The organism is Acinetobacter sp. ANC 4910 (assembly GCF_004331035.1).
Taxonomy (GTDB): domain Bacteria; phylum Pseudomonadota; class Gammaproteobacteria; order Pseudomonadales; family Moraxellaceae; genus Acinetobacter.
The window spans coordinates 165,150-190,676 of the sequence record NZ_SJNT01000006.1 but is presented as its reverse complement, the minus strand read 5'-3'; the positions used below and the strand labels follow the sequence as shown (position 1 = coordinate 190,676).

At 44.4% G+C, this 25,527-nt stretch carries 18 protein-coding genes and 2 rRNA genes; 12 read left to right on the top strand and 8 right to left on the bottom strand.

Translation table 11 applies throughout. The features are described from left to right. Positions 1-332 precede the first annotated feature (332 nt). From E0H82_RS08835 to E0H82_RS08815, 5 genes are all read left to right on the top strand, one after another. Positions 333-3,226: ribosomal RNA gene (locus E0H82_RS08835) — 23S ribosomal RNA — on the top strand. Positions 3,227-3,397: 171 nt separating this feature from the next. Next, positions 3,398-3,512: ribosomal RNA gene (rrf, locus tag E0H82_RS08830) — 5S ribosomal RNA — on the top strand. A gap of 366 nt (positions 3,513-3,878) precedes the next feature. Then, complete coding sequence (locus tag E0H82_RS08825; RefSeq protein ID WP_131264287.1) at positions 3,879-5,240, top strand: MFS transporter; 1,362 nt, start codon at positions 3,879-3,881, stop codon at positions 5,238-5,240. 358 nt (positions 5,241-5,598) lie between these two features. Then, positions 5,599-6,759 (top strand): PQQ-dependent sugar dehydrogenase, encoded by a 1,161-nt coding sequence (locus E0H82_RS08820; protein WP_131264286.1) that lies wholly within the window; start codon positions 5,599-5,601, stop codon positions 6,757-6,759. 195 nt (positions 6,760-6,954) lie between these two features. Beyond that, positions 6,955-7,683, top strand: a complete 729-nt coding sequence (locus tag E0H82_RS08815) for a sulfite exporter TauE/SafE family protein (protein ID WP_416224494.1) — start codon at positions 6,955-6,957, stop codon at positions 7,681-7,683. Here E0H82_RS08815 and E0H82_RS08810 read toward each other — a convergent pair. The 4 genes from E0H82_RS08810 to E0H82_RS08795 form a co-directional block, all read right to left on the bottom strand. Next, complete coding sequence (locus tag E0H82_RS08810) at positions 7,673-8,596, bottom strand: LysR family transcriptional regulator (protein ID WP_131264329.1); 924 nt, start codon at positions 8,594-8,596, stop codon at positions 7,673-7,675. The two genes, E0H82_RS08815 and E0H82_RS08810, sit on opposite strands and share 11 nt — an antisense overlap. Before the next feature lie 120 nt (positions 8,597-8,716). Further along, entirely contained in the window at positions 8,717-10,021 is a 1,305-nt protein-coding gene (locus tag E0H82_RS08805) for a solute carrier family 23 protein (protein WP_131264285.1), read from the bottom strand. A 370-nt stretch (positions 10,022-10,391) separates the two neighbouring features. Next, a complete protein-coding gene (gene ppc / locus E0H82_RS08800) occupies positions 10,392-13,082 on the bottom strand; it encodes a phosphoenolpyruvate carboxylase (protein WP_131264284.1) in 2,691 nt (896 codons plus the stop codon). Positions 13,083-13,227: 145 nt separating this feature from the next. Beyond that, positions 13,228-13,851, bottom strand: a complete 624-nt coding sequence (locus tag E0H82_RS08795; RefSeq protein ID WP_131264283.1) for a TetR/AcrR family transcriptional regulator — start codon at positions 13,849-13,851, stop codon at positions 13,228-13,230. A gap of 145 nt (positions 13,852-13,996) precedes the next feature. Between E0H82_RS08795 and E0H82_RS08790 the strand changes: the two genes are divergently transcribed. The 4 genes from E0H82_RS08790 to dnaJ all read left to right on the top strand — a co-directional run bounded on the left by E0H82_RS08790 (position 13,997) and on the right by dnaJ (position 19,975). Then, positions 13,997-15,115, top strand: coding sequence for an efflux RND transporter periplasmic adaptor subunit (locus E0H82_RS08790; RefSeq protein ID WP_131264282.1), 1,119 nt, complete (start codon positions 13,997-13,999; stop codon positions 15,113-15,115). After that, a complete protein-coding gene (locus E0H82_RS08785) occupies positions 15,115-18,237 on the top strand; it encodes an efflux RND transporter permease subunit (RefSeq protein WP_131264281.1) in 3,123 nt (1,040 codons plus the stop codon). Before E0H82_RS08790 ends, E0H82_RS08785 begins: the two co-directional genes overlap by 1 nt. 141 nt (positions 18,238-18,378) lie before the next feature. Next, a complete protein-coding gene (locus E0H82_RS08780) occupies positions 18,379-18,753 on the top strand; it encodes a hypothetical protein (RefSeq protein ID WP_131264280.1) in 375 nt (124 codons plus the stop codon). Positions 18,754-18,859: 106 nt separating this feature from the next. Continuing rightward, entirely contained in the window at positions 18,860-19,975 is a 1,116-nt protein-coding gene (gene dnaJ, locus E0H82_RS08775; protein ID WP_131264279.1) for a molecular chaperone DnaJ, read from the top strand. Positions 19,976-20,029: 54 nt separating this feature from the next. Here dnaJ and E0H82_RS08770 read toward each other — a convergent pair whose 3' ends face one another. Beyond that, on the bottom strand, positions 20,030-20,284 hold the full coding sequence (locus tag E0H82_RS08770) for a hypothetical protein (protein ID WP_131264278.1): 255 nt from the start codon (positions 20,282-20,284) through the stop codon (positions 20,030-20,032). A gap of 296 nt (positions 20,285-20,580) precedes the next feature. Here E0H82_RS08770 and dapB point away from each other — a divergent pair, with 296 nt between their 5' ends. Together dapB and E0H82_RS08760 are read left to right on the top strand one after the other, a co-directional pair. Continuing rightward, positions 20,581-21,402 carry a 4-hydroxy-tetrahydrodipicolinate reductase gene (dapB, locus tag E0H82_RS08765; protein WP_116762210.1) on the top strand — a complete coding sequence of 274 codons (822 nt, stop codon included), beginning with the start codon at positions 20,581-20,583 and terminating at the stop codon, positions 21,400-21,402. 58 nt (positions 21,403-21,460) lie between these two features. Further along, positions 21,461-22,105: an START domain-containing protein gene (locus E0H82_RS08760; protein ID WP_131264277.1), complete on the top strand. Its 645-nt coding sequence runs from the start codon at positions 21,461-21,463 to the stop codon at positions 22,103-22,105. A gap of 28 nt (positions 22,106-22,133) precedes the next feature. Here E0H82_RS08760 and E0H82_RS08755 read toward each other — a convergent pair whose 3' ends face one another. Together E0H82_RS08755 and dkgB are read right to left on the bottom strand one after the other, a co-directional pair. Beyond that, a complete protein-coding gene (locus tag E0H82_RS08755; protein ID WP_131264276.1) occupies positions 22,134-23,333 on the bottom strand; it encodes an MFS transporter in 1,200 nt (399 codons plus the stop codon). Positions 23,334-23,342: 9 nt separating this feature from the next. Beyond that, positions 23,343-24,146, bottom strand: a complete 804-nt coding sequence (gene dkgB / locus E0H82_RS08750) for a 2,5-didehydrogluconate reductase DkgB (protein WP_131264275.1) — start codon at positions 24,144-24,146, stop codon at positions 23,343-23,345. A gap of 111 nt (positions 24,147-24,257) precedes the next feature. Between dkgB and E0H82_RS08745 the strand changes: the two genes are divergently transcribed. Beyond that, complete coding sequence (locus tag E0H82_RS08745; RefSeq protein ID WP_131264274.1) at positions 24,258-25,148, top strand: LysR family transcriptional regulator; 891 nt, start codon at positions 24,258-24,260, stop codon at positions 25,146-25,148. Here E0H82_RS08745 and E0H82_RS08740 read toward each other — a convergent pair. Further along, a complete protein-coding gene (locus tag E0H82_RS08740; RefSeq protein ID WP_131264273.1) occupies positions 25,108-25,509 on the bottom strand; it encodes a hypothetical protein in 402 nt (133 codons plus the stop codon). The two genes, E0H82_RS08745 and E0H82_RS08740, sit on opposite strands and share 41 nt — an antisense overlap. Positions 25,510-25,527 lie beyond the last annotated feature (18 nt).

Here is a 25,527-nt window from a genome sequence, read left to right as displayed (position 1 = left end):
CATCAATATATAAGCTAAGTAGTTAGATTATAGAATTTAGTAAACATAAAGTTTATTAAGTTCTGTGATTTATCACAGTTTCCTGACCTGACGAAGGCTGGAAGAATCATTAACAGAATATATTTGAGTTGAAATAATTTGTTCATACTCGTTTCAAGCAAGCAATTGCAAGAAATGAGTTACTAGCGAAATTAACTGAATCAAGCGTTTTGGTATGTGAATTTGAATTGAAGCTGTACAGTGTTTAAGTACACAGAGCAACAAACTGTATGATCGAGTAATCGATCTGTCTTAGTACTACTTGTAGGTGCTACGACTGTTTGGGGTTGTATAGTCAAGTAATTAAGTGCATGTGGTGGATGCCTTGGCAGTCAGAGGCGATGAAAGACGTAATAGCCTGCGATAAGCTCCGGGGAGGCGGCAAATATCCTGTGATCCGGAGATTTCTGAATGGGGAAACCCACCTACTATAAGGTAGGTATTGCAACATGAATACATAGTGTTGCAAGGCGAACGAGGGGAAGTGAAACATCTCAGTACCCTTAGGAAAAGAAATCAATTGAGATTCCCTTAGTAGCGGCGAGCGAACGGGGAAAAGCCCATTAAGTCATATAAGTTCTAGTGGAATGCTCTGGGAAGTGCAACCATAGTGGGTGATAGTCCTGTACACGAAAGGGCTTATATGATGATGTCGAGTAGGGCGAGGCACGTGAAACCTTGTCTGAATATGGGGGGACCATCCTCCAAGGCTAAATACTCCTGACTGACCGATAGTGAACCAGTACCGTGAGGGAAAGGCGAAAAGAACCCCTGTGAGGGGAGTGAAATAGATCCTGAAACCGCATGCATACAAGCAGTGGGAGCCGACTAGTTCGGTGACTGCGTACCTTTTGTATAATGGGTCAGCGACTTACATTCAGTAGCAAGGTTAACCGAATAGGGGAGCCGTAGAGAAATCGAGTCTTAATAGGGCGTTTAGTTGCTGGGTGTAGACCCGAAACCAGGCGATCTATCCATGAGCAGGTTGAAGGTTGGGTAACACTAACTGGAGGACCGAACCCACTGTCGTTGAAAAGCCAGGGGATGACTTGTGGATAGGGGTGAAAGGCTAATCAAGCCTGGTGATAGCTGGTTCTCCCCGAAAGCTATTTAGGTAGCGCCTCGGACGAATACCATAGGGGGTAGAGCACTGTTTCGGCTAGGGGGTCATCCCGACTTACCAAACCGATGCAAACTCCGAATACCTATGAGTACTATCCGGGAGACAGACTGCGGGTGCTAACGTCCGTAGTCAAGAGGAAAACAATCCAGACCGCCAGCTAAGGCCCCAAAATTATAGTTAAGTGGGAAACGATGTGGGAAGGCATAGACAGCTAGGAGGTTGGCTTAGAAGCAGCCACCCTTTAAAGAAAGCGTAATAGCTCACTAGTCGAGTCGGCCTGCGCGGAAGATGTAACGGGGCTAAAACTATATGCCGAAGCTGCGGATTTGCAATTTATTGCAAGTGGTAGGGGAGCGTTCTGTAAGCCGATGAAGGTGTATTGAGAAGTATGCTGGAGGTATCAGAAGTGCGAATGCTGACGTGAGTAACGACAATGCGAGTGAAAAACTCGCACGCTGAAAGACCAAGGGTTCCAGTCCAACGTTAATCGGGGCTGGGTGAGTCGACCCCTAAGGCGAGGCCGAGAGGCGTAGTCGATGGGAAATTGGTTAATATTCCAATACTTCTGTGTAATGCGATGAGAGGACGGAGAAGGTTAAGTCAGCCTGGCGTTGGTTGTCCAGGTGAAAGGTTGTAGGCATGTATCTTAGGCAAATCCGGGGTACTCTATGCTGAGAACTGATAGCAAGCTGTACTTGTACAGTGAAGTGGCTGATACCATGCTTCCAGGAAAAGTCTCTAAGCTTCAGTTACACAGGAATCGTACCCGAAACCGACACAGGTGGTCAGGTCGAGTAGACCAAAGCGCTTGAGAGAACTCTGCTGAAGGAACTAGGCAAAATGGTACCGTAACTTCGGGAGAAGGTACGCTGCTGACGGTGATTCCCCTTGCGGGATGAGCTATTGGCAGCCACAGAAACCAGGCCCCTGCAACTGTTTATTAAAAACATAGCACTCTGCAAACACGAAAGTGGACGTATAGGGTGTGATGCCTGCCCGGTGCTGGAAGGTTAATTGATGGGGTTAGCGTAAGCGAAGCTCTTGATCGAAGCCCCAGTAAACGGCGGCCGTAACTATAACGGTCCTAAGGTAGCGAAATTCCTTGTCGGGTAAGTTCCGACCTGCACGAATGGCATAATGATGGGGGCGCTGTCTCCAGCAGAGACTCAGTGAAATCGAATTCGCCGTGAAGATGCGGTGTACCCGCGGCTAGACGGAAAGACCCCGTGAACCTTTACTGCAGCTTGACATTGAACTTTGATCTTACTTGTGTAGGATAGGTGGGAGGCTTTGAAGTTGGAACGCTAGTTCCAATGGAGCCGTCCTTGAAATACCACCCTGGTAATATTGAGGTTCTAACTCTGTCCCGTTATCCGGGACGAGGACCATGTCTGGTGGGTAGTTTGACTGGGGCGGTCTCCTCCTAAAGAGTAACGGAGGAGTACGAAGGTGCGCTCAGCGTGGTCGGAAATCACGCGTAGAGTATAAAGGCAAAAGCGCGCTTAACTGCGAGACCCACAAGTCGAGCAGGTACGAAAGTAGGTCTTAGTGATCCGGTGGTTCTGTATGGAAGGGCCATCGCTCAACGGATAAAAGGTACTCTGGGGATAACAGGCTGATACCGCCCAAGAGTTCATATCGACGGCGGTGTTTGGCACCTCGATGTCGGCTCATCTCATCCTGGGGCTGAAGCAGGTCCCAAGGGTATGGCTGTTCGCCATTTAAAGAGGTACGCGAGCTGGGTTTAGAACGTCGTGAGACAGTTCGGTCCCTATCTACCGTGGGCGCTGGAAATTTGAGAGGATCTGCTCCTAGTACGAGAGGACCAGAGTGGACGAACCTCTGGTGTACCGGTTGTGACGCCAGTCGCATCGCCGGGTAGCTATGTTCGGAAGGGATAACCGCTGAAAGCATCTAAGCGGGAAGCCTACCTCAAGATAAGATTTCCCTAGGACTTTATGTCCTCTAAAGAGCCGTTGAAGACTACGACGTTGATAGGTTGGATGTGGAAGCATAGTGATATGTGAAGCTGACCAATACTAATTGCTCGTGAGGCTTGACTATACAACACCCAAACAGTTGGTGTTGTGGTTCAAATCACTGCAAATAACTTGATTTAGTTATAAAGCTAGATACAATATCCAACTCAAATATACCTGTTAATAACTCATTTGATGAAAGTTAGGCATACACGCTGTGTAAATAAGACCATAACGAATAGTCATAAACAGTTGTGCTGGCGACAATAGCAAGAGTGAACCACCTGATCCCTTCCCGAACTCAGAAGTGAAACCTCTTAGCGCTGATGGTAGTGTGGGGTTACCCATGTGAGAGTAAGTCATCGCCAGCTCATTATTCAAACACCCCCTAACCAACGTTAGGGGGTGTTTCTTTATTACACATTATAAAATAATGGATGAAAATTATTCGAAGAAGATGATCAATTTACAAAGCAAGTTAACTTTGGTCTTATTGTTTAGTAGTTTAATTTTAACACTATGATTTTAAATAAATAATTGTTAATGATTGCAATATAAGTAACGCTTTTACTAGGTTTTAGAATCTATTCAGCACTTAAAACATTGATGAAATGTTCCATTTGATAGGTTAAATACCTAATAGGTATATTTTTATACCCTTGAGGTTTTAGACAAAAAATGAACCGCTATTCATTGTATGTTGACAATAAAAATCTCACAATTGGAGGTGAGTAGAAATGACAGCGACAACAATGAATGTAAATGCTGTAATTGATCAGGCTAGATTTAAACCTTTTCATTTAACGGTTGTTTTGTGGTGTTTATTTGTAGTTTTATTTGATGGTTATGATTTGGCGATTAATGGCGTTGCCTTACCTTTATTAATGAAAGAGTGGGGAATGACAGCAGTACAAGCGGGAATGCTGGCCAGTACTGCGTTGGCAGGCATGATGTTTGGTGCCATGTTATTTGGTATGTTGGCCGATAAAATTGGTCGTAAAAAAGTCATTATTATCTGTGTCACATTGTTTAGTAGTTTTACTTTTGCGGGTGGTTTCGCATCTAACCCAACCGAATTTGGTGTTTTACGTTTTATTGCAGGTTTAGGAATTGGTGGTGTCTTGCCTAATTTGGTGGCACTCACTTCAGAATATGCACCACAAAAATTTCGTAGTACCTTGGTGACGGCTATGTTTAGCGGTTATGCGATGGGTGGCATTATGGCAGCATTATTGGGTGCTACATTTACCCCTACGTTTGGTTGGCAAATTATGTTCTTCATAGCAGGTATCCCGCTTTTATTTGTGCCAATTTTATGGAAATTCTTACCTGAATCAGTCACCTTTTTGGTCAAGGCTCAGCAAACGGAAAAAGCACGCGATATTATTCAACGTCTTGTACCTGCCGAAACAGTAACTTCAAATACAGTTTTAGTGCTCAATGAAGCGAAAGTCCCGGATGCTTCTGTTGCAGCACTGTTTAAAAATGGTCGTGCCATGGGGACCATTTTATTCTGGAGCTGTTTCTTCATGTGCCTACTGATGGTTTATGCCTTAGGTAGCTGGTTACCAAAACTCATGATGGCTGCAGGTTATTCATTGGGCAGTAGCTTAATGTTCCTGCTTTCTTTGAACATTGGTGCAGTTATTGGTACAGCAGGTGGCGGTATTCTTGCTGATCGCTTCCATTTAAAACCAGTGATTATCAGTATGCTGATTGTGGGGGCATTGGCACTTGTTGGTTTAGGTTTTAATTCTCCACAACCCGTGATTTATTTATTGGTGGCATTGGCAGGTGCAGCTTCGATTGGCTGTAGTATCTTGCTGTATAGTTATGTCGCGCAATATTACCCACTAGCAGTTCGTTCTACGGGTTTAGGATGGGCATCTGGTATTGGTCGTGTCGGAGCTATTGTTGGTCCAATCGTGATTGGTATGTTATTAGGAATGGAGCTTCCGCATAAAATGAACTTCATTGCGGTTGCGATTCCTGCAATTATTGCGGCTTTTGCAGTTTCTTTTATTAAAACGAATCAAGCAGAAGAAGTGGCTGAAGTGCCTACAACATCTCAAGCGACCAAACAAAGATCCTATAGTTAAGATGTTGATAAGAGCCTCTTGATGAGGCTCTTTTTATTGAGATATAGACATGATAAAAATAAAAAAGCCCCGATATCCTATCGAGGCTTTTTCGTATTTCATCAAAGGTAAAACTCCTGTAATACCTCAACGTCCTATTGTCGTCTCTTTATTGTTATTCTAAGAAACATCCTGTTTCTGTATGAGTTCAATGTACCCTGAAAGCGGATTTGGGTGTAGGCGTGTTTGCTGAATTCCTTGTACGCTTTAGCTGACATGGATTCAATCTTAGATAGATTTGAAAGCTACATATTCGCTCTATTTATCGGAAGAGGGTTTGGTTAGATTGAATAGAAATAAGACCTGTAGTGAGGGCATAATGAACTATTCAAAGTACTGTTTGCTTTTGTGGCTCGGATTCCTTAGCTCGGTGTCTATTGTAGCCTGTCATGCACAAGATAAGGCAGCAGATGAACCAAACTCGCAAGCCGCCAAAGCCACGCTTTCTCAGTCTTATAAAATCAGAAAAATCGGGGAGTTTAATGAACCTTGGGCGATAGCCGTGTTGCCCGATCAGCGCTTATTAATTACTGAGAAATCAGGAAAGCTGTTGGCGTTTAACCCTAAAACACAGCAAAAAATAAGCGTACAAGGAGTGCCACAGGTTGCTTATGGGGGGCAAGGTGGTTTGGGTGATGTAGCGCTACATCCTGATTTTAAGCAGAATCATGTGATTTATTTCAGTTACGCCGAACAAGGTAAAGGCGGCTATGGTGCAGTGGTTGCCCGTGCAGTTTTAGATGAACATCTGCCCAATCAACCACGATTAACCGAGATACAATCGATTTGGCAACAAGTTCCTAAAGTAGCAGGTCATGGGCATTATGCACATCGCTTGGCATTTGATTCGGCAGGAAAATTATGGATTAGTTCTGGTGAACGGCAAAAGTTTCAGCCTGCACAAGATATGCAAAGTAACTTGGGTAAAATTCTTCGATTGAATGAAGATGGTTCGCCAGCAGTAGGGAATCCATTTATGGCTCAAGGTTCGATTGCGGCACAAATTTGGAGCCTAGGCCATCGAAACCCTTTGGGGCTGGCTTTTGATGCACAAGGGCAGCTTTGGGTTGCTGAAATGGGACCCCGTGGTGGAGATGAATTCAACCGTATTCGTAAAGCTGCGAATTATGGTTACCCAATTGTGTCGAATGGTGATCATTATAGCGGAAGGGACATTCCGGATCATGATACCCGTCCCGAGTTTCAGGCCCCTGAAATTAGTTGGACCCCAGTCATTTCTCCATCGAGTTTAATGTTTTATCGAGGTTCTAAATTCCCAAAATGGACCAATAAAGCCTTGATTGGTGGACTGTCTTCACAGGCGATTATTGTGGTGGATACGCAAACTGTGCCTGTACAGGAAGTGCAACGATTAGCCATGAAACAGCGGATTCGTGCTTTGGTTGAAGCACAGGATGGTTCAATTTGGGGAGTCGAAGATGGTAAAAATGCAGCTTTATTTCAATTGACGGCACCTTAATGGTCATGATTTTAGATCATAACCGTGTGGTTGAGAGGTCTGGGGCTGCTTGCTGTTTTTGTTTCAAAATAGGGATTGTATCGTGAAATCCTCGGATGAGGCCTCAAGCAAAAATTGAGGCTGACTTCAAAAAAGCCTGATTTTTCTTTGTACTGAATTGACTTAGCATCGCACTACGATCATTTGAGGAAGAGCATGGTGCTGAGTTTTATTGTGGTGGTTTTTCTGCTGGCAGGGATGGTGAAAGGCATGATTGGTTTAGGTTTGCCTGCCGTATCGATGGGCCTATTGACCATGCTGATTAGTCCTTATCAAGCGGCAGCATTGTTGATAGTCCCTTCTATGGTGACCAACATTTGGCAATTGTTTGCTGAAGGGCAGGTGTTGCGTGTTTTGGCTCGGTTTTGGACACTTTTGCTGGGCATTGTTGCAGGTTCAATTTGGAGTATTTTCCCTCGCTTAGGTCAAAGTGAATTTAACAGCGAAGCACTTTTAGGCGGTATGTTATTGCTGTATGGCTTATATGGTTTAGCTGCAAAACAAATCCCGAACTTGTCTCGTTATGCGGGAATCTTATCTCCATTAATAGGCTATTTGGGCGGCGCATTGACTGTGGCGACTGGGGTCGTGGTCATTCCTGTGGTGCCTTATTTACAGTCTCTACATTTGCAGCGTGATGATCTGGTCCAGTCGTTGGGTATGGCATTTACCGTTTCGACCATGTGCTTGGCCATTTTTTTGCAGCAAAATCCTGTGGCTCACCTCGACATTGATTATATGTGGTCAGTCATGGCGTTGATTCCTGCATTGCTCGGGATGTGGTTGGGTACGCGGATACGCTATAAAATTGCAGAGCAGAAATTTCGCAAAGTCTTTTTCTGTGGTTTGATTGCCTTGGGGGGATACATGCTACTTAGTCATTAAATTGGTCAGACAGGCTCTCGAGTTGAGGACGTTGTCGAATTAAAAATTGACTAAAATGCTGATAATCCAGAGGTAAAGCATCAAAGTTTTGTGCAGCCAAGAGTAATTTACGGTTTGCCCATGCGCCTTTTAATTGAATCTGCTGGAATGAATATAGCTGTTGTAAGCGTTGTGCAGCTCGCTTCGGGATAATGGCAATGCCAACACCATTGGCAACAACCTGCGCGATTGCAGCAAAATTAGGCAGGCGGAGGCGATATTGAATCCTGCATCCCAGTAGTCTGGCTTGCGTTTCAATCGATTGTTGTAAGGAGTGATATTGCATTAACCCAACAAAGGCATGCTCCAAAGTATCGACCAAGGTTAATGCAGGATGCTGTGTTAAAGGATGCTGGCGTGGACAAATCAAAACCAGAGGATCATCTGCAAATGCTAAGGTTTGTAGGGTTTGGGCATTAAAAAAATTCGAAATTAAGCCCAGTTGGGCGCTACCTTTGCTTAAGGCTTGAATAATGTCATTGGTTTCTGTTTCTTGTAGTTCAATCTGTAAATGTGGGTTTTCCATGAGGTAAGCAGGCAGCACCAAGGGTAAATATTCACTTTGTGCTGAAGAATTACACCACAGGGTCATTCTACTATTTTGCCTTTGTGAAAAAGGCAACATTGTTTGTTCGAGTTGCTGACATTGCTGAATTAAACTTTGGGCGTGTTGATTAAACGTTTGACCTGCCAACGTGAGTTTGACGCCAGTTGCATGACGGGTAAAGAGTGAGACAGAGAACTGTTGTTCGAGTTTTTTAATTCGTTCACTTGCCGCTTGTAAGGAAATTGCAGAACACTCTGCCCCTTTGGTGAGGCTGCCTGTTTCTACAATATTTAGAAATAAGGTTAAATCAAAAAAATCGAGGCGCATAGCCATAAATTCATCTTATATTGAGTTTTCCATCTTAAAAACTTGATCGCCAAGAGGCAATGTTAAAGCCTGAAAATATAAAAAAAGCAGCCCGTAGGCTGCTATAAAATGTAGCAATATTTATTCGCTTTGATCTTTTAAGCTGAAGAACCAGTTTAAAACCAAGGCTGCGAAGGTTGCCGTTCCAATGCCACCCAAGTTGAAATTGCCAAATTGTAAGGCAAAGTCGCCTGTGCCTAAAATAATGGTTACAGCAGCAACCATGAGGTTCTTATTTTTAGAAAAATCGACTTTGTTTTCAATCCAGATTTTGGCACCTGCAATGGTGATTAAACCAAAGACCACAATGGAAGCACCGGTGAGGATTGCCGTTGGAATGGTGTGAATAATGGCGCCAAACTTCGGAGATAGACCCAAGAAAATGGCAAACACACCGGCAATGACAAAGACGATGGTAGAGTAAACGCGAGTAACCGCCATGACTCCAATATTTTCACCATAAGTGGTCATACCTGGTGCACCAACACCGCCAGAAAGCGTGGTTGCAATCCCATCTGCCAAGAAGGCTTTACCAATCTGTGGGTCTAGATTTTCACCCGTCATGGCGCTCACTGCTTTAATATGCCCCAAATTTTCAGCCACTAAAATTAAAGCCACTGGAGCAATAATTAACATCGCGTTCACATCAAACTGAGGTGAATGGAACGTTGGGAGACCAAACCAAGCCGCTTGCTGAATTGGGGTAAAATTAATGGCTGTGCCATAACCCATGACATTCGAAACGATAAAGTAAATGAGATAAGCCAATAATAAGCCAATTAAGAGTAGTAAGCGTTGTAATAAGCCTTTAGTGAAGACCGCGATAGATCCCATACAAAGCACTGTCACCAGTGCCATCCACATATTAAAGGGATTGCCCGCCACGCCTTTCACTGTCACAGGTGCCAGATTTAAACCAATAATCATTACCACAGCACCAGTCACGACAGGCGGCATGAGCTTTTCAATCCATTGGGTACCTGTTGCCATCACCATGAGACCAAACAGGGCATACAACACACCACATGCCATAATCCCGCCAGCGGCTACGGCTAAATTGGCATTGGGTGCACCCGTTCCTGAGGCCGCATAACCCGTTGCAGCAATGACCACGCCAATAAAAGCAAAGCTTGAGCCGAGATAACTTGGAACACGTCCACCCGTCATGAAAAAGAACAGAATGGTACAGATGCCCGACATGAAGATTGCGAGATTGGGGTCAAAACCCATCAAAAATGGGGCAAGAACTGTCGCACCAAACATGGCAAAGGCATGCTGAATGCCCAGCACAGCACTCTGAACAGGCGGAAGATATTCATTTGTTCCGACAGGACGTGTCTCGACATTGCCTGAATAAGGGCGCCATTTGGGAAACCAATTGGACATAAATTGATCGCTTTAGAAATAAATTGTGCACATCATACTCTTTCTTTTCGAGTGATTTAATCATTGATTTTTAATTTTAGATTAAGTAGAAGTCTGATTTATAATAATTTTATACCAAGTGGTAAAATTTTATATTTTTTAAATTAGCAATAAATCAATATATTATTCTATAAATTATAGTCAATAAATCCAATTTATTCGCTTTACTCAGCAATAAATATTTTTTATCAATCTTTCAAATTTTTTTAACAATGCAAAAAAAACTGCTGAAAATTGAATGTAGCAAGAACTATTTTGCCAATCGATGCAAAATTAAATGCCGTATTGGCAACACCGAAAAACTTCGGGTTGCCAATCGTAGGTGCGTGCATCAACCCGTATTACGTAAACCTGCGGCAATGCCGGCAATACTGACCATTAAGGCATGATCGACAGGGGTATGTTCAGCCTGACGTTCAGCCAGATATAAACGACGTCGTTTCATCAGTTCTGCTTGCAGCAAATGTAAAGGCAGCAAGTAGGGTTTACGCACACGCATCGACTGATCCAGCACTTCATTGCTACTGAGCAGTTTCGATTCATCTTTTAAAGTGAGTAAGGTTTCAACCGCATCTTGTAGACGTTGACGTAATGTTGTACCTAGGGCTTTTAAGTCTTCATCTTGAGTCAGGTGAGTTTCATAATACAATGCCACATGCCCATCGGCTTTAGACAAGACCATTTCCAACATATCAATCAGGGTTTGGAAATAAGGCCATTGCTGCAACATTTCTTCTAAGGTCGCTTTATGTCCTTGTTCAATCACTTGGTTAATGGCCGCACCTGTGCCTAACCAAGCAGGAAGCATTAAGCGAATTTGTGTCCAAGCAAACACCCAAGGAATGGCGCGTAAGGATTCAATCCCGCCACTGACTTTACGTTTGGCTGGGCGTGAACCCAAAGGTAACATTTGCAGTTCCAGTTCAGGCGTGACCGTTCTTAAATATTTCACAAAGTGTGGATTTTCACGTACCGTTTGACGATAGACCTGTACCGAAAGATCGGTCATGCGATGCATCAGTTCACGCCATTCTGCTTTAGGCTCTGGGGGCGGAAGTAAGGTTGCTTCGAGCGTTGCTGCGGTATAAATTTCCAGATTTTGTAGAGCAATACCTTCCAGTCCGAATTTAAAGCGGATCATTTCCCCTTGTTCAGTCACACGAATAGCACCAGAAATTGAACCTGGAGGTTGAGAAAATAACGCCTGTTGGGTTGGAGCACCGCCACGACTGATAGAACCACCGCGACCATGGAATAGGGTCAGTTGGACCGCATGTTGTTTGGCAATTGCGGTGAGTTCTTCTTGAGCACGGTATTGCGCCCAATTGGCAGACATAAAACCAGCATCTTTGGCCGAGTCTGAATAACCAATCATGACTTCATGTTTGCCCTGAATGTGCTGTTTATACCAGTGCATACTGAACAGCGTTTGCATGGTGTGCGCTGCACCATCCAAGTCCTTGAGGGTTTCAAACAGCGGCACTACACGTAAAGGATGTTGAATGCCAGCTTCTTTTTGTAAGAGTAGGACAGCAAGCACATCACTTGGATATTCCGCCATGGAAATAATATAGGCACCTAGGCTTTCAGCAGGCTGTTCTGCCAAGGTCCGCATGGTGGCAAATACTTCTTGTACATCAGGATGCAGAATCAGGCTTTGCTCAGGTTCATTTAAATGCTTGGGCAGCAACGGACGTTTGCTTTGTAATTCTTGCAATAGAAAGTTTTGACGGGCTTGTTCCGTCCATGTTTCAAAATTACCTAAACCCAAATATTCGGTAATGGCAGAAATGGCTTGGCGATGACGTCCTGATTCCTGACGAATATCCAACTTTAATAATTCAATCCCGAAGCAATTGACCCGATGGATGAAGTCCAATAATTTGCCATTGGCAATTTCAGGCAGATTGCAGGAGATTAAAGAGCGATAGCAGAGTAACAAAGGCTGTAACAGTTCATGTTTGCTTTTGATCACGCGACTGTCATCCAAAACCTGATCTTGACCTTGGAGCTTATGGGCCAACCATTCACGGGTAATTTTTAAGCGTTCGCGAGTGTCTCGTAAATATTCACGATAGGGTTCAGGATGAGGTGCCCCCAAAGCCTGCATTAACTCATTGCTACAGTTTTGAATCGACAATTCCCAACGCAAGTCTTCAATATCGCGTAAATATAAGTCAGCCGCTTTCCAGCGTGACAACCACAGCACTTCTTGGGTCACATTGTGGGTCACATTCGGATTGCCATCACGGTCGCCCCCCATCCAAGAGGCAAAACGGACAGGTGCCACATGCAGCGGTAAACGCTGACCACAATGTTGTTCCACCATGCCATCCAGTTCACGCATGAACTTGGGTACGGCATTCCACAAGGTTTGCTCAATGGTGGTGAAGCCCCATTTGGCTTCATCGATAGGGGTCGGACGATGTTGACGAATTTCATCGGTTTGCCATGCGGAACAGATCAGTTGTTTTAAGTCATCTAATACCGCTTGACGTTCGCGTGGGGTGAGTTTTTGCTGATCGAATTTAAATAAACAGTCATTAATGCCATCATATTTTTGAATCAGGGTGCGTCGGCTCACTTCTGTCGGGTGTGCAGTCAACACCAGTTCAATTTTGAGCTCACACAGTTGTTGGTAGAGTTGTTCGGCTGAGACTTGATGGGTTTTAAATTTTTGGAACAGATGATCGAGTGGATTAGGGGATGGGGCTTCAGGATTAAATTCACTTTGGCGACGGCTACGCACCACATGGTATTGTTCGGCGATATTGGCAAAGTTCAAAAAGTGTGTGAAGGCACGGGTAAGCGGAAGAATTTCATTATCTTCTAGGCTGAGGAAAAGCTGCTCTAGTTGCTTTTCGGCTTCAACTTGTCCATCACGTGCACCTTTGGCTAACGCCCGAATCTGTTCTATCTGATTAAACAAATCTTGCCCGGCATGTTCTTTTAGGGTTTCACCCAATAAATTACCCAGTAACCGTACGTCTTCGCGTAGTGGAGCATCAATTTGTTGAATCATTTTCCATTCTCCAGTTCTTATTCTTTTTGACTATACCCCGATTTAATTGAATGCCAAGTAGCAGGGCTACAAAAGTCGCAAGCTTTTGTTGATAAAACTAGCAATTGGATAATGGAATGAAGCTGAGAGACAATCAAAATGGGCGCTAGGCATTCGATCCATACTTCAGCATGAATAACTCGATACTTTGTTGAATGATTTCCTGCTGTTGTTGAGGGGTTGGAATGGCACGTATCCCCAGTAAAATTTCTAAATGGCGCAGTCCAAGCAGTAAAGACAGCAGCAATAGGCGTTGCTCTTCGATATCCCCATGTTGAATAAAACCGAATGCTGCGGCTTGTTGAAAAAACTCTTCCCAGCCATCACACATTTTTTGATGAGACGCATTATAAAACTGCAACGCCAAGGGGTTTTGTTCGGCTGCCAGTTCAATCAGCAAATGTTCCAGTTTCACTGCTTCGGGTAAGTACACAATGTTCAAGGCGATTTGGCAGGCTTGAGCAAAAGCCTCAACAAAATCGCTGTCTGCATGTAATTCAAAAGGACGTGTGGCCATTAAACTTTCGCAGGTCAGTTCAATAGCGCAGGTAAATAGACTGGCTTTGTCTTGAAAATGATTATAAATCGTTAGCTTAGTGACTCCAGCCTCTTGGGCAATTTGATTCATGCTCGAACCATGATAGCCCTGTTTTAGGAACAGGTTTCTGGCAGCCAGCAGAATTTGCTTATGCTTTTCTAAATCTTTGGGCCGACCGACATTCATTTGCACAAATTTTTCCACTTTCGCTTAGTTAAGTCATTTACTTTAAACAGGGCTTTTAATTAATGTACCACGTGGTATATTAATTAAAATTTGTTCAAAGAACAGCATAGTATTTTGCCCTAAAAATGACATTTAGATAAGAGCACAACGCATGAACCCTGCCAAGACCTTAATTGCTAGTCTTATAATTTTATCCAGTATGACCCTTTGGGGCTGTAGTCGAGAACAGGCTACAACAGAACAAGTTCCCTTTGTTATGGTGGCACAACCATCCACCGCTTTAACTGAACAAAAAAGTTATGCGGGTGAAGTCAAAGCGCGACAACAAACTGATTTGGCATTTCGGGTGTCTGGGCAGGTCATGCAACGTTTTGTCGATGTTGGCGATCAGGTGCGAGTCGGGCAGGTTCTGGCCAAACTGGATGTAAAAGATGCTCAATTACAATTAAATGCTTCCCGCGCGCAATTGGAAAGTGCTCAGTCCGCAGCGAAAGTGGCAGAACAGGAGCTGACACGCTTTAAGCAATTGTTGCCAATGAACGCCGTGAGCCGTTCACAATACGATGCGATAAATAATCAGTATCAAGCTGCATTGGCCAGTCTGAAACAGGCGCAATCCAACCATGAAGTTAGTCAAAACCAGACCCGTTATAACCAACTCGTTGCAGACAAAAGTGGCGTGATTACCGCACGTAATATTGAAGTGGGGCAGGTGGTTGCAGCAGGGCAAGCGGCTTATCAATTGGCGATTTCGGGTGAGCGTGAAGTGCTCATTGGCGTGCCTGAGCAAGCCATTAATGACATCCGTATTGGGCAGGAAGCATGGGTGACTTTATGGTCAAAACCACAGGATAAATTTGCGGGTTATGTGCGTGAAATTTCCCCTGCGGCAGATCAGTCACGTACCTTTAGCGTAAAAGTTGCCTTAAAGACCCAGAGTCAAGATATTCAATTGGGGCAAAGTGCGCGGGTATTTTTTAGTAGCTTGCAACACAATATCTTAAGTGTGCCCTTATCCAGTGTTTCGGCGAATGAACAACAGGCCTTTGTGTGGGTGGTTTATCCAGATTCGCGAATCCATAAAGTATCAGTCACCTTAGGGGCTTATGGGCGCGATACAGTGTCTGTACTGTCAGGATTAAAACCAGAGGATTATGTGGTGGTTGGCGGCGTACATCTGCTGCATGAGCAACAAAAAATTCGCCCAATTGATCGAGAAAATCGCGTTGTAGCCTTGTCTACCGCACAGCAACCGACAGGAGCAAAATAATGAATTTTAACCTGTCGGAATGGGCACTGAAAAACAAAGGCTTGGTTCTATATTTCATGATCTTGCTGGGCATCGTCGGCATGGTGTCTTATTCCAAATTGTCGCAAAGCGAAGATCCGCCGTTTACCTTTAAAGTCATGGTGGTGCAAACCTATTGGCCGGGTGCAACAGCGAAGCAAGTGTCGCTACAAGTGACCGATCGCATTGAAAAAGAGCTCATGAGCACAGGCAATTATGAGCGCATTATGGCGTATTCCCGTCCGGGGGAATCGTTGGTAACTTTTTTTGCGAAGGATTCATTGCGATCTGCACAAATTCCTGATGTCTGGTATGACGTACGTAAAAAGGTCAATGACATTCGGCATGAACTACCGAGTGATGTGCAAGGTCCTTTTTTTAATGATGAATTTGGCGATACTTTCGGCAACATTTATGTGTTGACAGGAAAGGGCTTTGATTATGCCATTTTGAAAGAATATGCCGACCGACTACAACTGCAATTACAGCGGGTCCAAGATGTCGGTAAGGTAGATTTGATTGGGCTGCAAGATCAGAAAATCTGGATAGATTTATCTAACACCAAAGCCACACAATTGGGTATTCCAATTACTGCCATTCAACAGGCTTTGCAGCAACAAAATACCATGGCCAGCGCAGGTTATTTTGAAACCCAAACCGACCGCATTCAAATTCGAGTGAGCGGTCAGCTGCATAACGTCGAAGACCTGAAAAATATGCCATTACTGGTCAATGGTCAAACCATTCAATTGGGCGATGTGGCAGAGGTGTACCGTGGCTTTAGTGAACCTGCCCAGCCACGCATGCGTTTTATGGGGGAAAATGGCATTGGTATTGCGGTTTCGATGCGTAAGGGGGGCGATATTCTGGCTTTGGGTGAAAACTTGCAGGCCGAGTTTGCCAACTTACAGAAAAGCTTGCCGTTGGGGATGCATTTACAAAAAGTCTCCGATCAGCCCGTTGCGGTTGAGCGTAGTGTGCATGAATTCATGAAAGTCTTGGCCGAGGCCGTGATTATTGTGCTGTTGGTGAGTTTCTTTTCTTTGGGTTTTCGCACAGGCTTGGTGGTGGCATTTTCCATTCCACTGGTACTGGCCATGACCTTTGCGGGCATGAATTTATTTGATGTAGGGCTGCATAAAATTTCTTTAGGCGCACTGATTTTAGCCCTCGGTTTGTTGGTCGATGATGCCATTATTGCCATCGAAATGATGGCGATTCGCATGGAACAAGGCTACAGCCGCTTACAAGCTGCGGGGTTTGCGTGGAAAACCACGGCATTTCCGATGCTGACGGGGACTTTAATTACCGCAGCAGGATTCTTGCCGATTGCTACAGCCGCTTCTAGCACTGGTGAATATACCCGTTCCATTTTTCAGGTCGTGACTATTGCGTTAATTGTGTCATGGGTTGCAGCAGTGCTGTTTGTCCCTTATTTGGGAGATAAGTTACTGCCTGATTTTCAACAACAGCCAGTTCGTGCACCATGGTATCAAAGGCTTTGGGCACGTTTTAGAAAACAACCTGAGCCACAGCCTGTTATGGGGCATGGCATAGAACATGATCCTTATCAAACCCAGTTTTATCAGCGCTTTCGCACGTGGGTCAACTGGTGTGTGACCTATCGTAAAACCGTGATTGCCGCGACGTTGGGCATGTTTGTGCTTTCCGTGTTGATGTTTAAATTGGTGCCCCAACAATTTTTCCCATCGTCGAATCGTGCTGAAATTTTGGTGGATTTAAAACTTGAAGAAGGAGCATCCTTAAAGGCCACCGAAGCAGCAGTAAAAAAGGTTGAGCATTTCCTTTCGAAGCAACACGGGATTGAAAATTATGTGGCTTATGTGGGAACAGGTTCGCCGCGTTTTTATTTACCTTTAGATCAGCAATTACCCCAAGCCAGTTTTGCTCAGTTTGTGGTGCTGGCATCCTCTTTGGATGATCGCAATGATATTCGCCATTCTTTGGAACAGCAGATTCGTCAATTACTGCCTGAAGTGCGGACACGGGTTTCCTTATTGGAAAATGGTCCACCTGTAGGTTACCCAATCCAGTATCGTATTTCGGGGGAAGATCTCAATTCGGTTCGCCAATCGGCGCAAAAAGTTGCTGCCGTAGTGGGGGCGAATCCGAATACCACCAATGTGCATTTAGATTGGGGTGAACCCAGCAAAATTATTCAATTGCAGATTGATCAAGACCGTGCCCGCCAAATGGGAGTATCAAGTTTAGATTTAGCCAATTTTCTGAATAGTTCAATTCAGGGCGCGGTATTGCAGCCCTACCGTGAAAAGCGCGAGTTAATTGATATTCGTTTACGCGGTGATGAAGCGGAGCGTTTGAGTGTTGAATCACTGGCCAGTTTGGCAGTACCGACCGCCCGAGGGACTTTCGTACCATTGGCCCAGATTGCCAAAATTGAATACCGTTTTGAAGAGGGTTTGATTTGGCATCGTAATCGTTTACCGACCATTACCGTACGCGCGGATATTCGTACGAAATTACAACCCGCAACGGTGGTGGTGCAATTGTCCGATGCCATGCAACAAGTCCGTGCAGAATTACCTGCTGGCTATTTGTTAGAAGTCGGGGGGACCGTCGAAGAATCTGCACGCGGACAAAAATCGGTTAATGCTGGCGTGCCACTGTTCTTGGCCGTGGTCATGACCTTACTGATGATTCAACTTAAAAGTATTTCCCGCGCCAGCATGGTCTTGCTGACGGCACCGCTCGGTTTAATTGGGGTAGTATTATTCTTGCTGTTGTTTAATAAGCCATTTGGTTTTGTAGCGATGTTGGGCACCATTGCTCTTTCGGGCATGATTATGCGAAATTCTTTGATTTTGATTGATCAAATTGAACAAGACCGCGCGGCAGGACAAACTACATGGGAGGCGATTATTGAAGCGACAGTACGCCGTTTCCGTCCAATCTTGTTAACTGCGCTGGCAGCCGTTCTGGCAATGATCCCATTATCACGCAGTATTTTCTTTGGGCCGATGGCTGTGGCCATTATGGGGGGGCTAATAGTTGCGACTTTGCTCACACTATTCTTTTTACCAGCGTTATATGCACAATGGTTTAAGGTGAAAAAGACCGTTTAGTACAAAATATTTTAGTAATATCAGGTGCGAAAGTTTGAAAATTTCAATATAGTAGCACCTTATATTTTTATTAAATTTCAGTTTAGGGATTTTGCTACATATTAAAAAAATCACAGATGTAGTAATGAGGTTTAATCGCACATGAAGCAAGACAGTTTAACCAAGTATCGCCGCTCTATTGCGATTTCTTATGTCTTCATGTTTTTGGCATTATTTACCGTCATCAGCGGTATTTTTGCTTATTGGTTTGCTCGTAAAGTTACCCAAATGGACACTGAAGTCTGGTTACAAGCCCAAGCCTTTTGGGTCATGCGAAATATCATTATTTATACCGTACTCAGTTTATTTGCCGCACTGTGGTTTATTCCTTTATGTTTTTTCACTTGGAATGGCGCGCTTTGGGTCACGGGTTGTGCCGTTGCGGGTGTGGTATTCGGACTAATTGCCTTTTTATATTTACTGAATGCTTGGATTAAAGGGCTTTCTAAGTTTATAAAAAATAAAGCAGTTTTCTAAAATTTGTAAATTTTTTAGCATTTTCCCCTTGTAAAATCACGTTTCACCCCCAATTTCAGAGCATTGTTCAGTATCAAATGAAATTCCGTGAGGAGCATCGCCAGCTATGGCTAAACGTGATTATTATGAGGTTTTAGGTGTCGCTAAAACCGCTAGTGATGATGAAATTAAAAAAGCCTACCGTAAGTTGGCGATGAAATATCATCCAGACCGTAACCCAGACAATCCTGAAGCTGAAGAAAAGTTTAAAGAAGCTTCGGAAGCGTATGAAATTCTTTCCGACAGCGAAAAGCGCAGCATGTATGACCGCATGGGTCATGGTGCATTTGAAGGCGGTTTCGGTGGCGGCGGTGGAGGTGGCTTCGGCGGTTTCAGTGCAGAAGATATTTTCAGCCAGTTTGGTGACATCTTCGGTGGTGCTTTTGGTGGGGGCGGACGTGGTCAGCAGCGTCAGCGCCGTGGTTCCGACTTACGTTATGTCATGGAACTTACCCTAGAAGAAGCCGTCAAAGGGGTAAAAAAGACCATTACTTTTACAGCGCCAGCACCATGCGAGAGCTGTGACGGTAAAGGTTCTAAAAACCCGAATGACGTCGAAACCTGTAAAACCTGTCATGGTGCAGGTCAAGTACGTATGCAGCAAGGTTTCTTCTCGGTACAGCAAACTTGTGGTACCTGTCGTGGCCAAGGCAAGATTATTAAAAACCCTTGTCAAAAATGTCATGGTTCAGGTGTCTCTGACCGTCAGCAAACTTTAGAAGTGACTATTCCTGCTGGGGTAGACAATGGCGATCGCGTGCGTTTAAGCGGTAAAGGTGAAGCCATTCGTGATGGTCAATCTGGCGACTTATATGTAGAAGTTGTGGTACGTGAACACGAAATTTTCCAACGTGATGGTGCAGATCTGTATATGGATGTGCCTGTGAGCATTGCGGATGCCGCTTTGGGTAAAGAAATCGAGATTCCAACACTGGAAGGTCGTGTCAGTTTGAAAATTCCTGAAGGTACGCAAACTGGAAAAATGTTCCGTTTACGTGGTAAAGGGGTCAAACCTGTGCGTACCAGTATGCAGGGTGATTTACTCTGCCGCATTGTGGTGGAAACACCTGTGAACTTGACGGTGCGTCAACGCGAACTGTTGAAAGAACTGCAAGTGACTTTAGATGGCGAAGAAAATAACTCTTCTCCGAAGAAGAAATCATTCTTTGGTTTGTTTGACTAATTCAAACCAACAAAAAAAGGGCGTGTAAAACATGCCCTTTTTTTATGTCTGCGATTATTGCGCGATAGGGGCATCAATCGCTTCGACACTCACCGTTTCTTCAACGGGTTGTTGCGCTGCATTCACCGATGCTTGGGTTGTATTTACTGCAACACGCTCGGCCAAACTTCCAGGTTGACCGTTGACCTTGGTCATAATTTTAACCCCTGCCAAACTGTCAATGCTGTCGCTAGATTGGGCAGCAGGTTCGGCATAAACATGAGCAGCAACAGTACACAGTAAGGCAAGTATTATTTTTTTCGAATGCATAGAAAGTCTCCTCTGACAATTTTTATCTTGATGATTCGTGACGGCTAGTCTGCGTAAGCAAGATGTAAATTGTGTGAAAAAGCAGAGGTTTCATTTTAATTTTTAAAGATTTTTTTCGATATAAATGCATGTCACGATCTAATTCTTCACTATCTCGATGCGTTCAGATTGGGCAATCTGAAGTTTAAATCGATTCAACCAAGATTTTTGCGAAAAAATTAGATTACAACTTAGTCGTGTTCCAGAGTTTTGCTATAGTAAAGGCAATTTTAAATTCGAGAGATTAGGAACGGATTATGTCTACAAGTCCACGTATTGGGGTATTGGGTGCAGGCGGTCGTATGGGGCGCATTCTGATTCAAGCCGTACAACAAGCGGGTTATCAATTGGCTGCTGCAGTTGAGCGACCAGAAAGCAGTTTAGTGGGTTCAGATGCAGGTGAGCTTGCAGGCATTGGCAACATTGGTGTGAAGATAGTAGGTAGTCTGCAAGAAATCTTACCTGTATGTGATGTAGTGATTGATTTTACCGCGCCTGTTGCCACCGAACAGCACTTGAAGCTTTGCCGTGAAGCGGGTGTCGCCATGGTCATTGGTACCACAGGCATGAATGATGAGCAGAAAGCATTTCTTGATGAAACATCAACTCATACGCCAGTCGTCTATGCAGCCAACTATTCTGTAGGCGTGAATGTATCGATTAAATTATTGGAACTGGCATCAAAAGTCTTTGGCGATACAGTCGATATTGAAATCATTGAAGCGCATCACCGCCATAAAGTTGATGCTCCATCGGGTACTGCTTTAATGATGGGTGAAGCCATTGCAGATGCATTAGGTCGCGACTTGAAACAAGATGCTGTGTATTGCCGTGAAGGCCATACTGGTCCACGTGAACGTCAAACCATTGGTTTTCAAACGATTCGTGGCGGTGACATTGTGGGTGAACACACTGCAATGTTTATTGGTGAAGGTGAGCGTGTGGAAATTACCCACAAAGCCACCAACCGCATGAATTTTGCTTCGGGTGCCGTTCGTGCCGCAGCATGGGTGGTTGGGCGTGAGGCACGTAAATATGACATGAAAGATGTACTAGGTTTTAACGATATTCAGGTGTAAAACACGGCCTGAATTTGCGAAAACATTTGCATAAAATTAAAATAAGAAGCTGAATTTAATGAAAATAAAACTGATCACTTGCTGTGCTGTAGCCTTATTTGCTACAGCACAGGCCAAGTCTATCGACAATGCCAAACTCAGTATTAACAAGCAAAATATTAAAGTTTGGACTTACCAAAATACTGAAAACCCTGTGGTGTTGTATAAAGCCGAAACTCATTTTGATGTCCCGATTGAAAAGGCCACTGCTCTGATTTTGGATGTGGAACAAGCCCCCAAATGGGTGCCTTATATGGGCAGTGTCAAAGTGTTATCTCGTGACGACAGCAAAGGCGAGTTTCTGTTGTATATGGTGCTGGATTTTCCCTTTCCTTTAAAAGACCGAGATTTGGTGGTAAAGGGGAAAATGAGTAAAGACGCCCAAGGCATGATTCATATTCAAAACAAGGCTGTGAATCAAGGCTATCCGTTAAATCCCAATTATGTACGTTTAACCCGTTATGAAGGCGACTGGACTTTTCAGAAACTGGGGAAGCAGAAAGTGAAAGTCTCGACCTATGGCTATGCCGATCCTGACGGCTCTATTCCGCTTAGCGCTGTGAATTTATTTGTCGAGCAGCAGCCCTATCAAATGTTGTTGAAGATGAAGGATGAATTGGCAAAACCGCGAAATTATGCAGCTTTGCCAGTGACATTGCGCTAGTCAATGCGATGTTAAAATTGACATGGATTTAGTGTTCAAGACATTGAGGTTCTATTTTCTGTATTTGGCTTTGTACAAGCTGTTTGTTCAGTAACATTTTTTGTAAGCCGACTAACAGCAAGGCTAGACCACTTAATAGTGCGCCGATCCAAGACACCGCCGTGTAGCTGAGTCCAAAACTGAGTACACTGGCACCCGCCAGTGCGCCCAAGGCATTGCCTAAATTAAAGGCGCCAATATTGACCGAAGAGGCAAGTCCTGAGGCTTCATGTGCAACCGACATGACGCGCATTTGTAAGGGGGGAACCACTGCAAATGCGGCGGCTCCCCAAAGGGTTAATGCGATGGCGGCGCCAAAGGCAGTTTGCGCCAACCATGGAAACAGCAACATCATGATGCTAAGTAGGCTGAGAAAACCCAATAAAGTCCGATCCAGTGAGCGATCTGCGAATTTGCCCCCCAGATGATTGCCAATCGAAAAGCCAATCCCGACCAGAACCAACATAAAGGTAATCATGCTTGGTGTAGCTTGAGTGAAGTTTTGCAAACTGGGGGCAATGTAGGTATACAGTGTGAACATTGCGCCTGAGCTCATGACTGTGGTCAATAATGCCAAAACCACAGGTAAACGACGGAGTACCTTGAGTTCCTGAGCAATATTGGGACGAGCACTGGCTTGACCTTCGGGAAGTGCTTTCCAGAGAGATAGCATGGTGATTACACCCAGTAGCGTGATTCCCAGAAAAGCAATGCGCCAACCAATATGTTGTCCCACCCAAGTGGCGAAGGGAACACCGCCAATATTGGCCAGAGTCAGTCCCATAAACATGGCTGCGACGGCACTGGCTTGTTTTTCTTTGGGCACCACACTGGCGGCGACCACGGAACCAATGCCAAAGAAAGCACCATGATTTAAGCTGGTCAAGATACGTGCCAGCATTAAGCTTGAATAACTGTGGGCAAAATAAGCCAGCAGGTTGCCTAGCGTGAAAATGACCATGAGCAGGATCAGGGCACGCCGTTTGGAATAACGGCTAAACCACAGGGTCATCAGTGGGGCGCCCAACATCACCCCAATGGCATAGGCACTGATGAGCATACCTGCTTGTGGAATAGAAATACTCAGATCACGGGCAATTTCAGGTAAAAAGCCCATGGGGGAAAATTCAGTGGTTCCAATTGCAAAGGCGCCTATTGCCAGCGCCAATAAGGGGTAATTCATTTTCATTTGATTGCCCTAGTCCCACTCGGGAGCGAGTTGTTCAGGATTTACCTCACGTGAGTTTCGGTCGAGTTCAGTAATTACCTGCATCTGCTCAGGAGCGAGCTGTAAATCTTGCGCTTTTAAATTTGCCAACAAATGCGCCCGTTGTGTAGAAGATGGAATGACGGCATAGCCTTGTTGCAGCGCCCACGCCAATGCCACTTGCGCGGGACTGGCATTGATTTGCTGGGCAATAGTCTGTAAGACAGGCTCTTGCAACACTTTGCCATAGGCCAAAGTCATGTAAGAGGTCACATCAATTTGTTGCTGTTGCAGATAACTGACCAAGCGACGATTTTGTAAATAAGGACTCAGTTCAATTTGATTGGTGGCAATATGCTCGAGTCCAATACTGTTAATTGCTTGCTCGGTCAGGGCAATATTAAAATTAGAAATCCCGATATGTTCAGTCAATCCTAATTGCTTGGCATGCAGCAAGGCTTGCATGACTTCCTCAATTTGAACGCCCAGTTGTGGGGCAGGCCAGTGGATTAAAGTCAAATTTACTGCATCTGTACCTAACTTTTTCAAGCTCTGTTTTAAGCTCAGAATCAATTGCTCTGGAGCGTAATTTTCAGTCCAAATTTTGGTGGTCAAAAATAATTCATGTTGTGGTACACCACTGTTGGCAATGGCTTGACCAATTTCAGCTTCATTGCCATAAATTTGTGCTGTATCAATGGCACGATAGCCGACCTTAAGTGCCATCTGAACAGCATCAATTACTGTTGCACCCGTCAAACGAAAGGTCCCCATTCCTATTTTTGGAACAATCATGTTTTTCTCAACCGAACTTTTTTAAAGATGGAGCTATTTTGCTGAAATAACTGTTGTGGAAAAATCTAGGAATTTGCAAAATATTGTTGACCAATAATCAATAAAATGACGATGAAATCGACCATTGAAGAGTTAAATGCTTTTGTCCAGATTGTTGAAAGTGGCTCGATTGTGAAAGCTGCGGAGCAATTAGGACAAACCACATCTGGCGTTAGTCGTGCCTTGCAGCGCTTGGAAAGCAAACTCAATGTGACCCTGCTGGAACGGACTACGCGCAAGTTGAAACTGACGCAAGAAGGGCAGTTGTTTCTGGAAAAATCACGTAAGATTTTGAATGATTTGACCGAAGCTGAAGATGCGTTATTAAAATCTGATCATGATATTTCAGGTCTCATTCGGGTCGATTCAGCGACGCCCTTTGTGCTGCATGTGATTGTGCCACTGATTCAGGAGTTTATGCAGCAATATCCGAAGATTGAAATTGAATTGAATAATCACGATCAGATTATTGATTTACTGGAACATAAAACCGATGTGGCGATTCGTTTTGGCGAGTTAAATGATTCCAGCTTACATGCCAAGCTGTTGTGTCATAGCCGCCTGTATATTGTGGCGAGTCCTGACTATTTAGCCCAACATGGCACGCCGAGCCAGCCTGAGCAGTTGTTGCAGCACCCCTTGATCGGTTTTACCCAGCCTACACATTTAAATACTTGGCCTTTAATGTTGCAGGGACAACATCTGAATATTCATCCAAAAATCAAGGCATCGAATGGGGAAACCGTACGTCAGTTGGTGCTTAACGGTACTGGGATTACCTGCTTGTCGCGTTTTTTGGTTCAAGATGATCTCCGTGCAGGACGTTTGGTGGCCCTGTTTGAAGATCAGATTGAACTGCAATATCAAAAAATCCATGCGGTGTACTATCAACAAGAACACTTACCGAAACGGGTTCGCTTGTTCATTGAGTTTTTGGCGCAGAAACTTGCAATTTATCTGTAGTTTTGGGCAAGTGAAGCTGTACAGTGAGCAAGGCTTGTCGTGGCGCTTGATTCGGATCATGTTCAGCAATCGCAAAATGCTGTGCGTCGTTCCAACAGACAAAGCGTAACTCTTTTCGTTGTGTTTCACCGATTAAGGTGGTACGGGTTGAACCAGATTGATAGCTAAACAGGCGCTGCGGGATGACGCTATCCACGACATCACTTTTCTGGTTCAATTCAAAGTTTTGTTGTCCAGATGCTTTTAAAAAGCCTTCGATTAAAGACTGACAAATAAAATCATGTTGCTGTTGCCAAACTGATGTGCTGGGTTGGCAGGCGGTAAGAAACAGGGTAAGGACGACAAGACTAAGACGATACATATTGATTTTCCCCAAATA

Excerpts from the sequence above, each read along its gene's own strand:
- E0H82_RS08825 (WP_131264287.1), top strand. The coding sequence starts at position 3,879 with ATGACAGCGACAACAATGAATGTAAATGCTGTAATTGATCAGGCTAGA.
- E0H82_RS08820 (WP_131264286.1), top strand. The coding sequence starts at position 5,599 with ATGAACTATTCAAAGTACTGTTTGCTTTTGTGGCTCGGATTCCTTAGC.
- E0H82_RS08815 (WP_416224494.1), top strand. The coding sequence starts at position 6,955 with ATGGTGCTGAGTTTTATTGTGGTGGTTTTTCTGCTGGCAGGGATGGTG.
- E0H82_RS08810 (WP_131264329.1), bottom strand. The coding sequence starts at position 8,596 with ATGCGCCTCGATTTTTTTGATTTAACCTTATTTCTAAATATTGTAGAA.
- E0H82_RS08805 (WP_131264285.1), bottom strand. The coding sequence starts at position 10,021 with ATGTCCAATTGGTTTCCCAAATGGCGCCCTTATTCAGGCAATGTCGAG.
- ppc (WP_131264284.1), bottom strand. The coding sequence starts at position 13,082 with ATGATTCAACAAATTGATGCTCCACTACGCGAAGACGTACGGTTACTG.
- E0H82_RS08790 (WP_131264282.1), top strand. The coding sequence starts at position 13,997 with ATGAACCCTGCCAAGACCTTAATTGCTAGTCTTATAATTTTATCCAGT.
- E0H82_RS08785 (WP_131264281.1), top strand. The coding sequence starts at position 15,115 with ATGAATTTTAACCTGTCGGAATGGGCACTGAAAAACAAAGGCTTGGTT.
- E0H82_RS08780 (WP_131264280.1), top strand. The coding sequence starts at position 18,379 with ATGAAGCAAGACAGTTTAACCAAGTATCGCCGCTCTATTGCGATTTCT.
- dnaJ (WP_131264279.1), top strand. The coding sequence starts at position 18,860 with ATGGCTAAACGTGATTATTATGAGGTTTTAGGTGTCGCTAAAACCGCT.
- E0H82_RS08770 (WP_131264278.1), bottom strand. The coding sequence starts at position 20,284 with ATGCATTCGAAAAAAATAATACTTGCCTTACTGTGTACTGTTGCTGCT.
- dapB (WP_116762210.1), top strand. The coding sequence starts at position 20,581 with ATGTCTACAAGTCCACGTATTGGGGTATTGGGTGCAGGCGGTCGTATG.
- E0H82_RS08760 (WP_131264277.1), top strand. The coding sequence starts at position 21,461 with ATGAAAATAAAACTGATCACTTGCTGTGCTGTAGCCTTATTTGCTACA.
- E0H82_RS08755 (WP_131264276.1), bottom strand. The coding sequence starts at position 23,333 with ATGAAAATGAATTACCCCTTATTGGCGCTGGCAATAGGCGCCTTTGCA.
- dkgB (WP_131264275.1), bottom strand. The coding sequence starts at position 24,146 with ATGATTGTTCCAAAAATAGGAATGGGGACCTTTCGTTTGACGGGTGCA.
- E0H82_RS08745 (WP_131264274.1), top strand. The coding sequence starts at position 24,258 with ATGAAATCGACCATTGAAGAGTTAAATGCTTTTGTCCAGATTGTTGAA.
- E0H82_RS08740 (WP_131264273.1), bottom strand. The coding sequence starts at position 25,509 with ATGTATCGTCTTAGTCTTGTCGTCCTTACCCTGTTTCTTACCGCCTGC.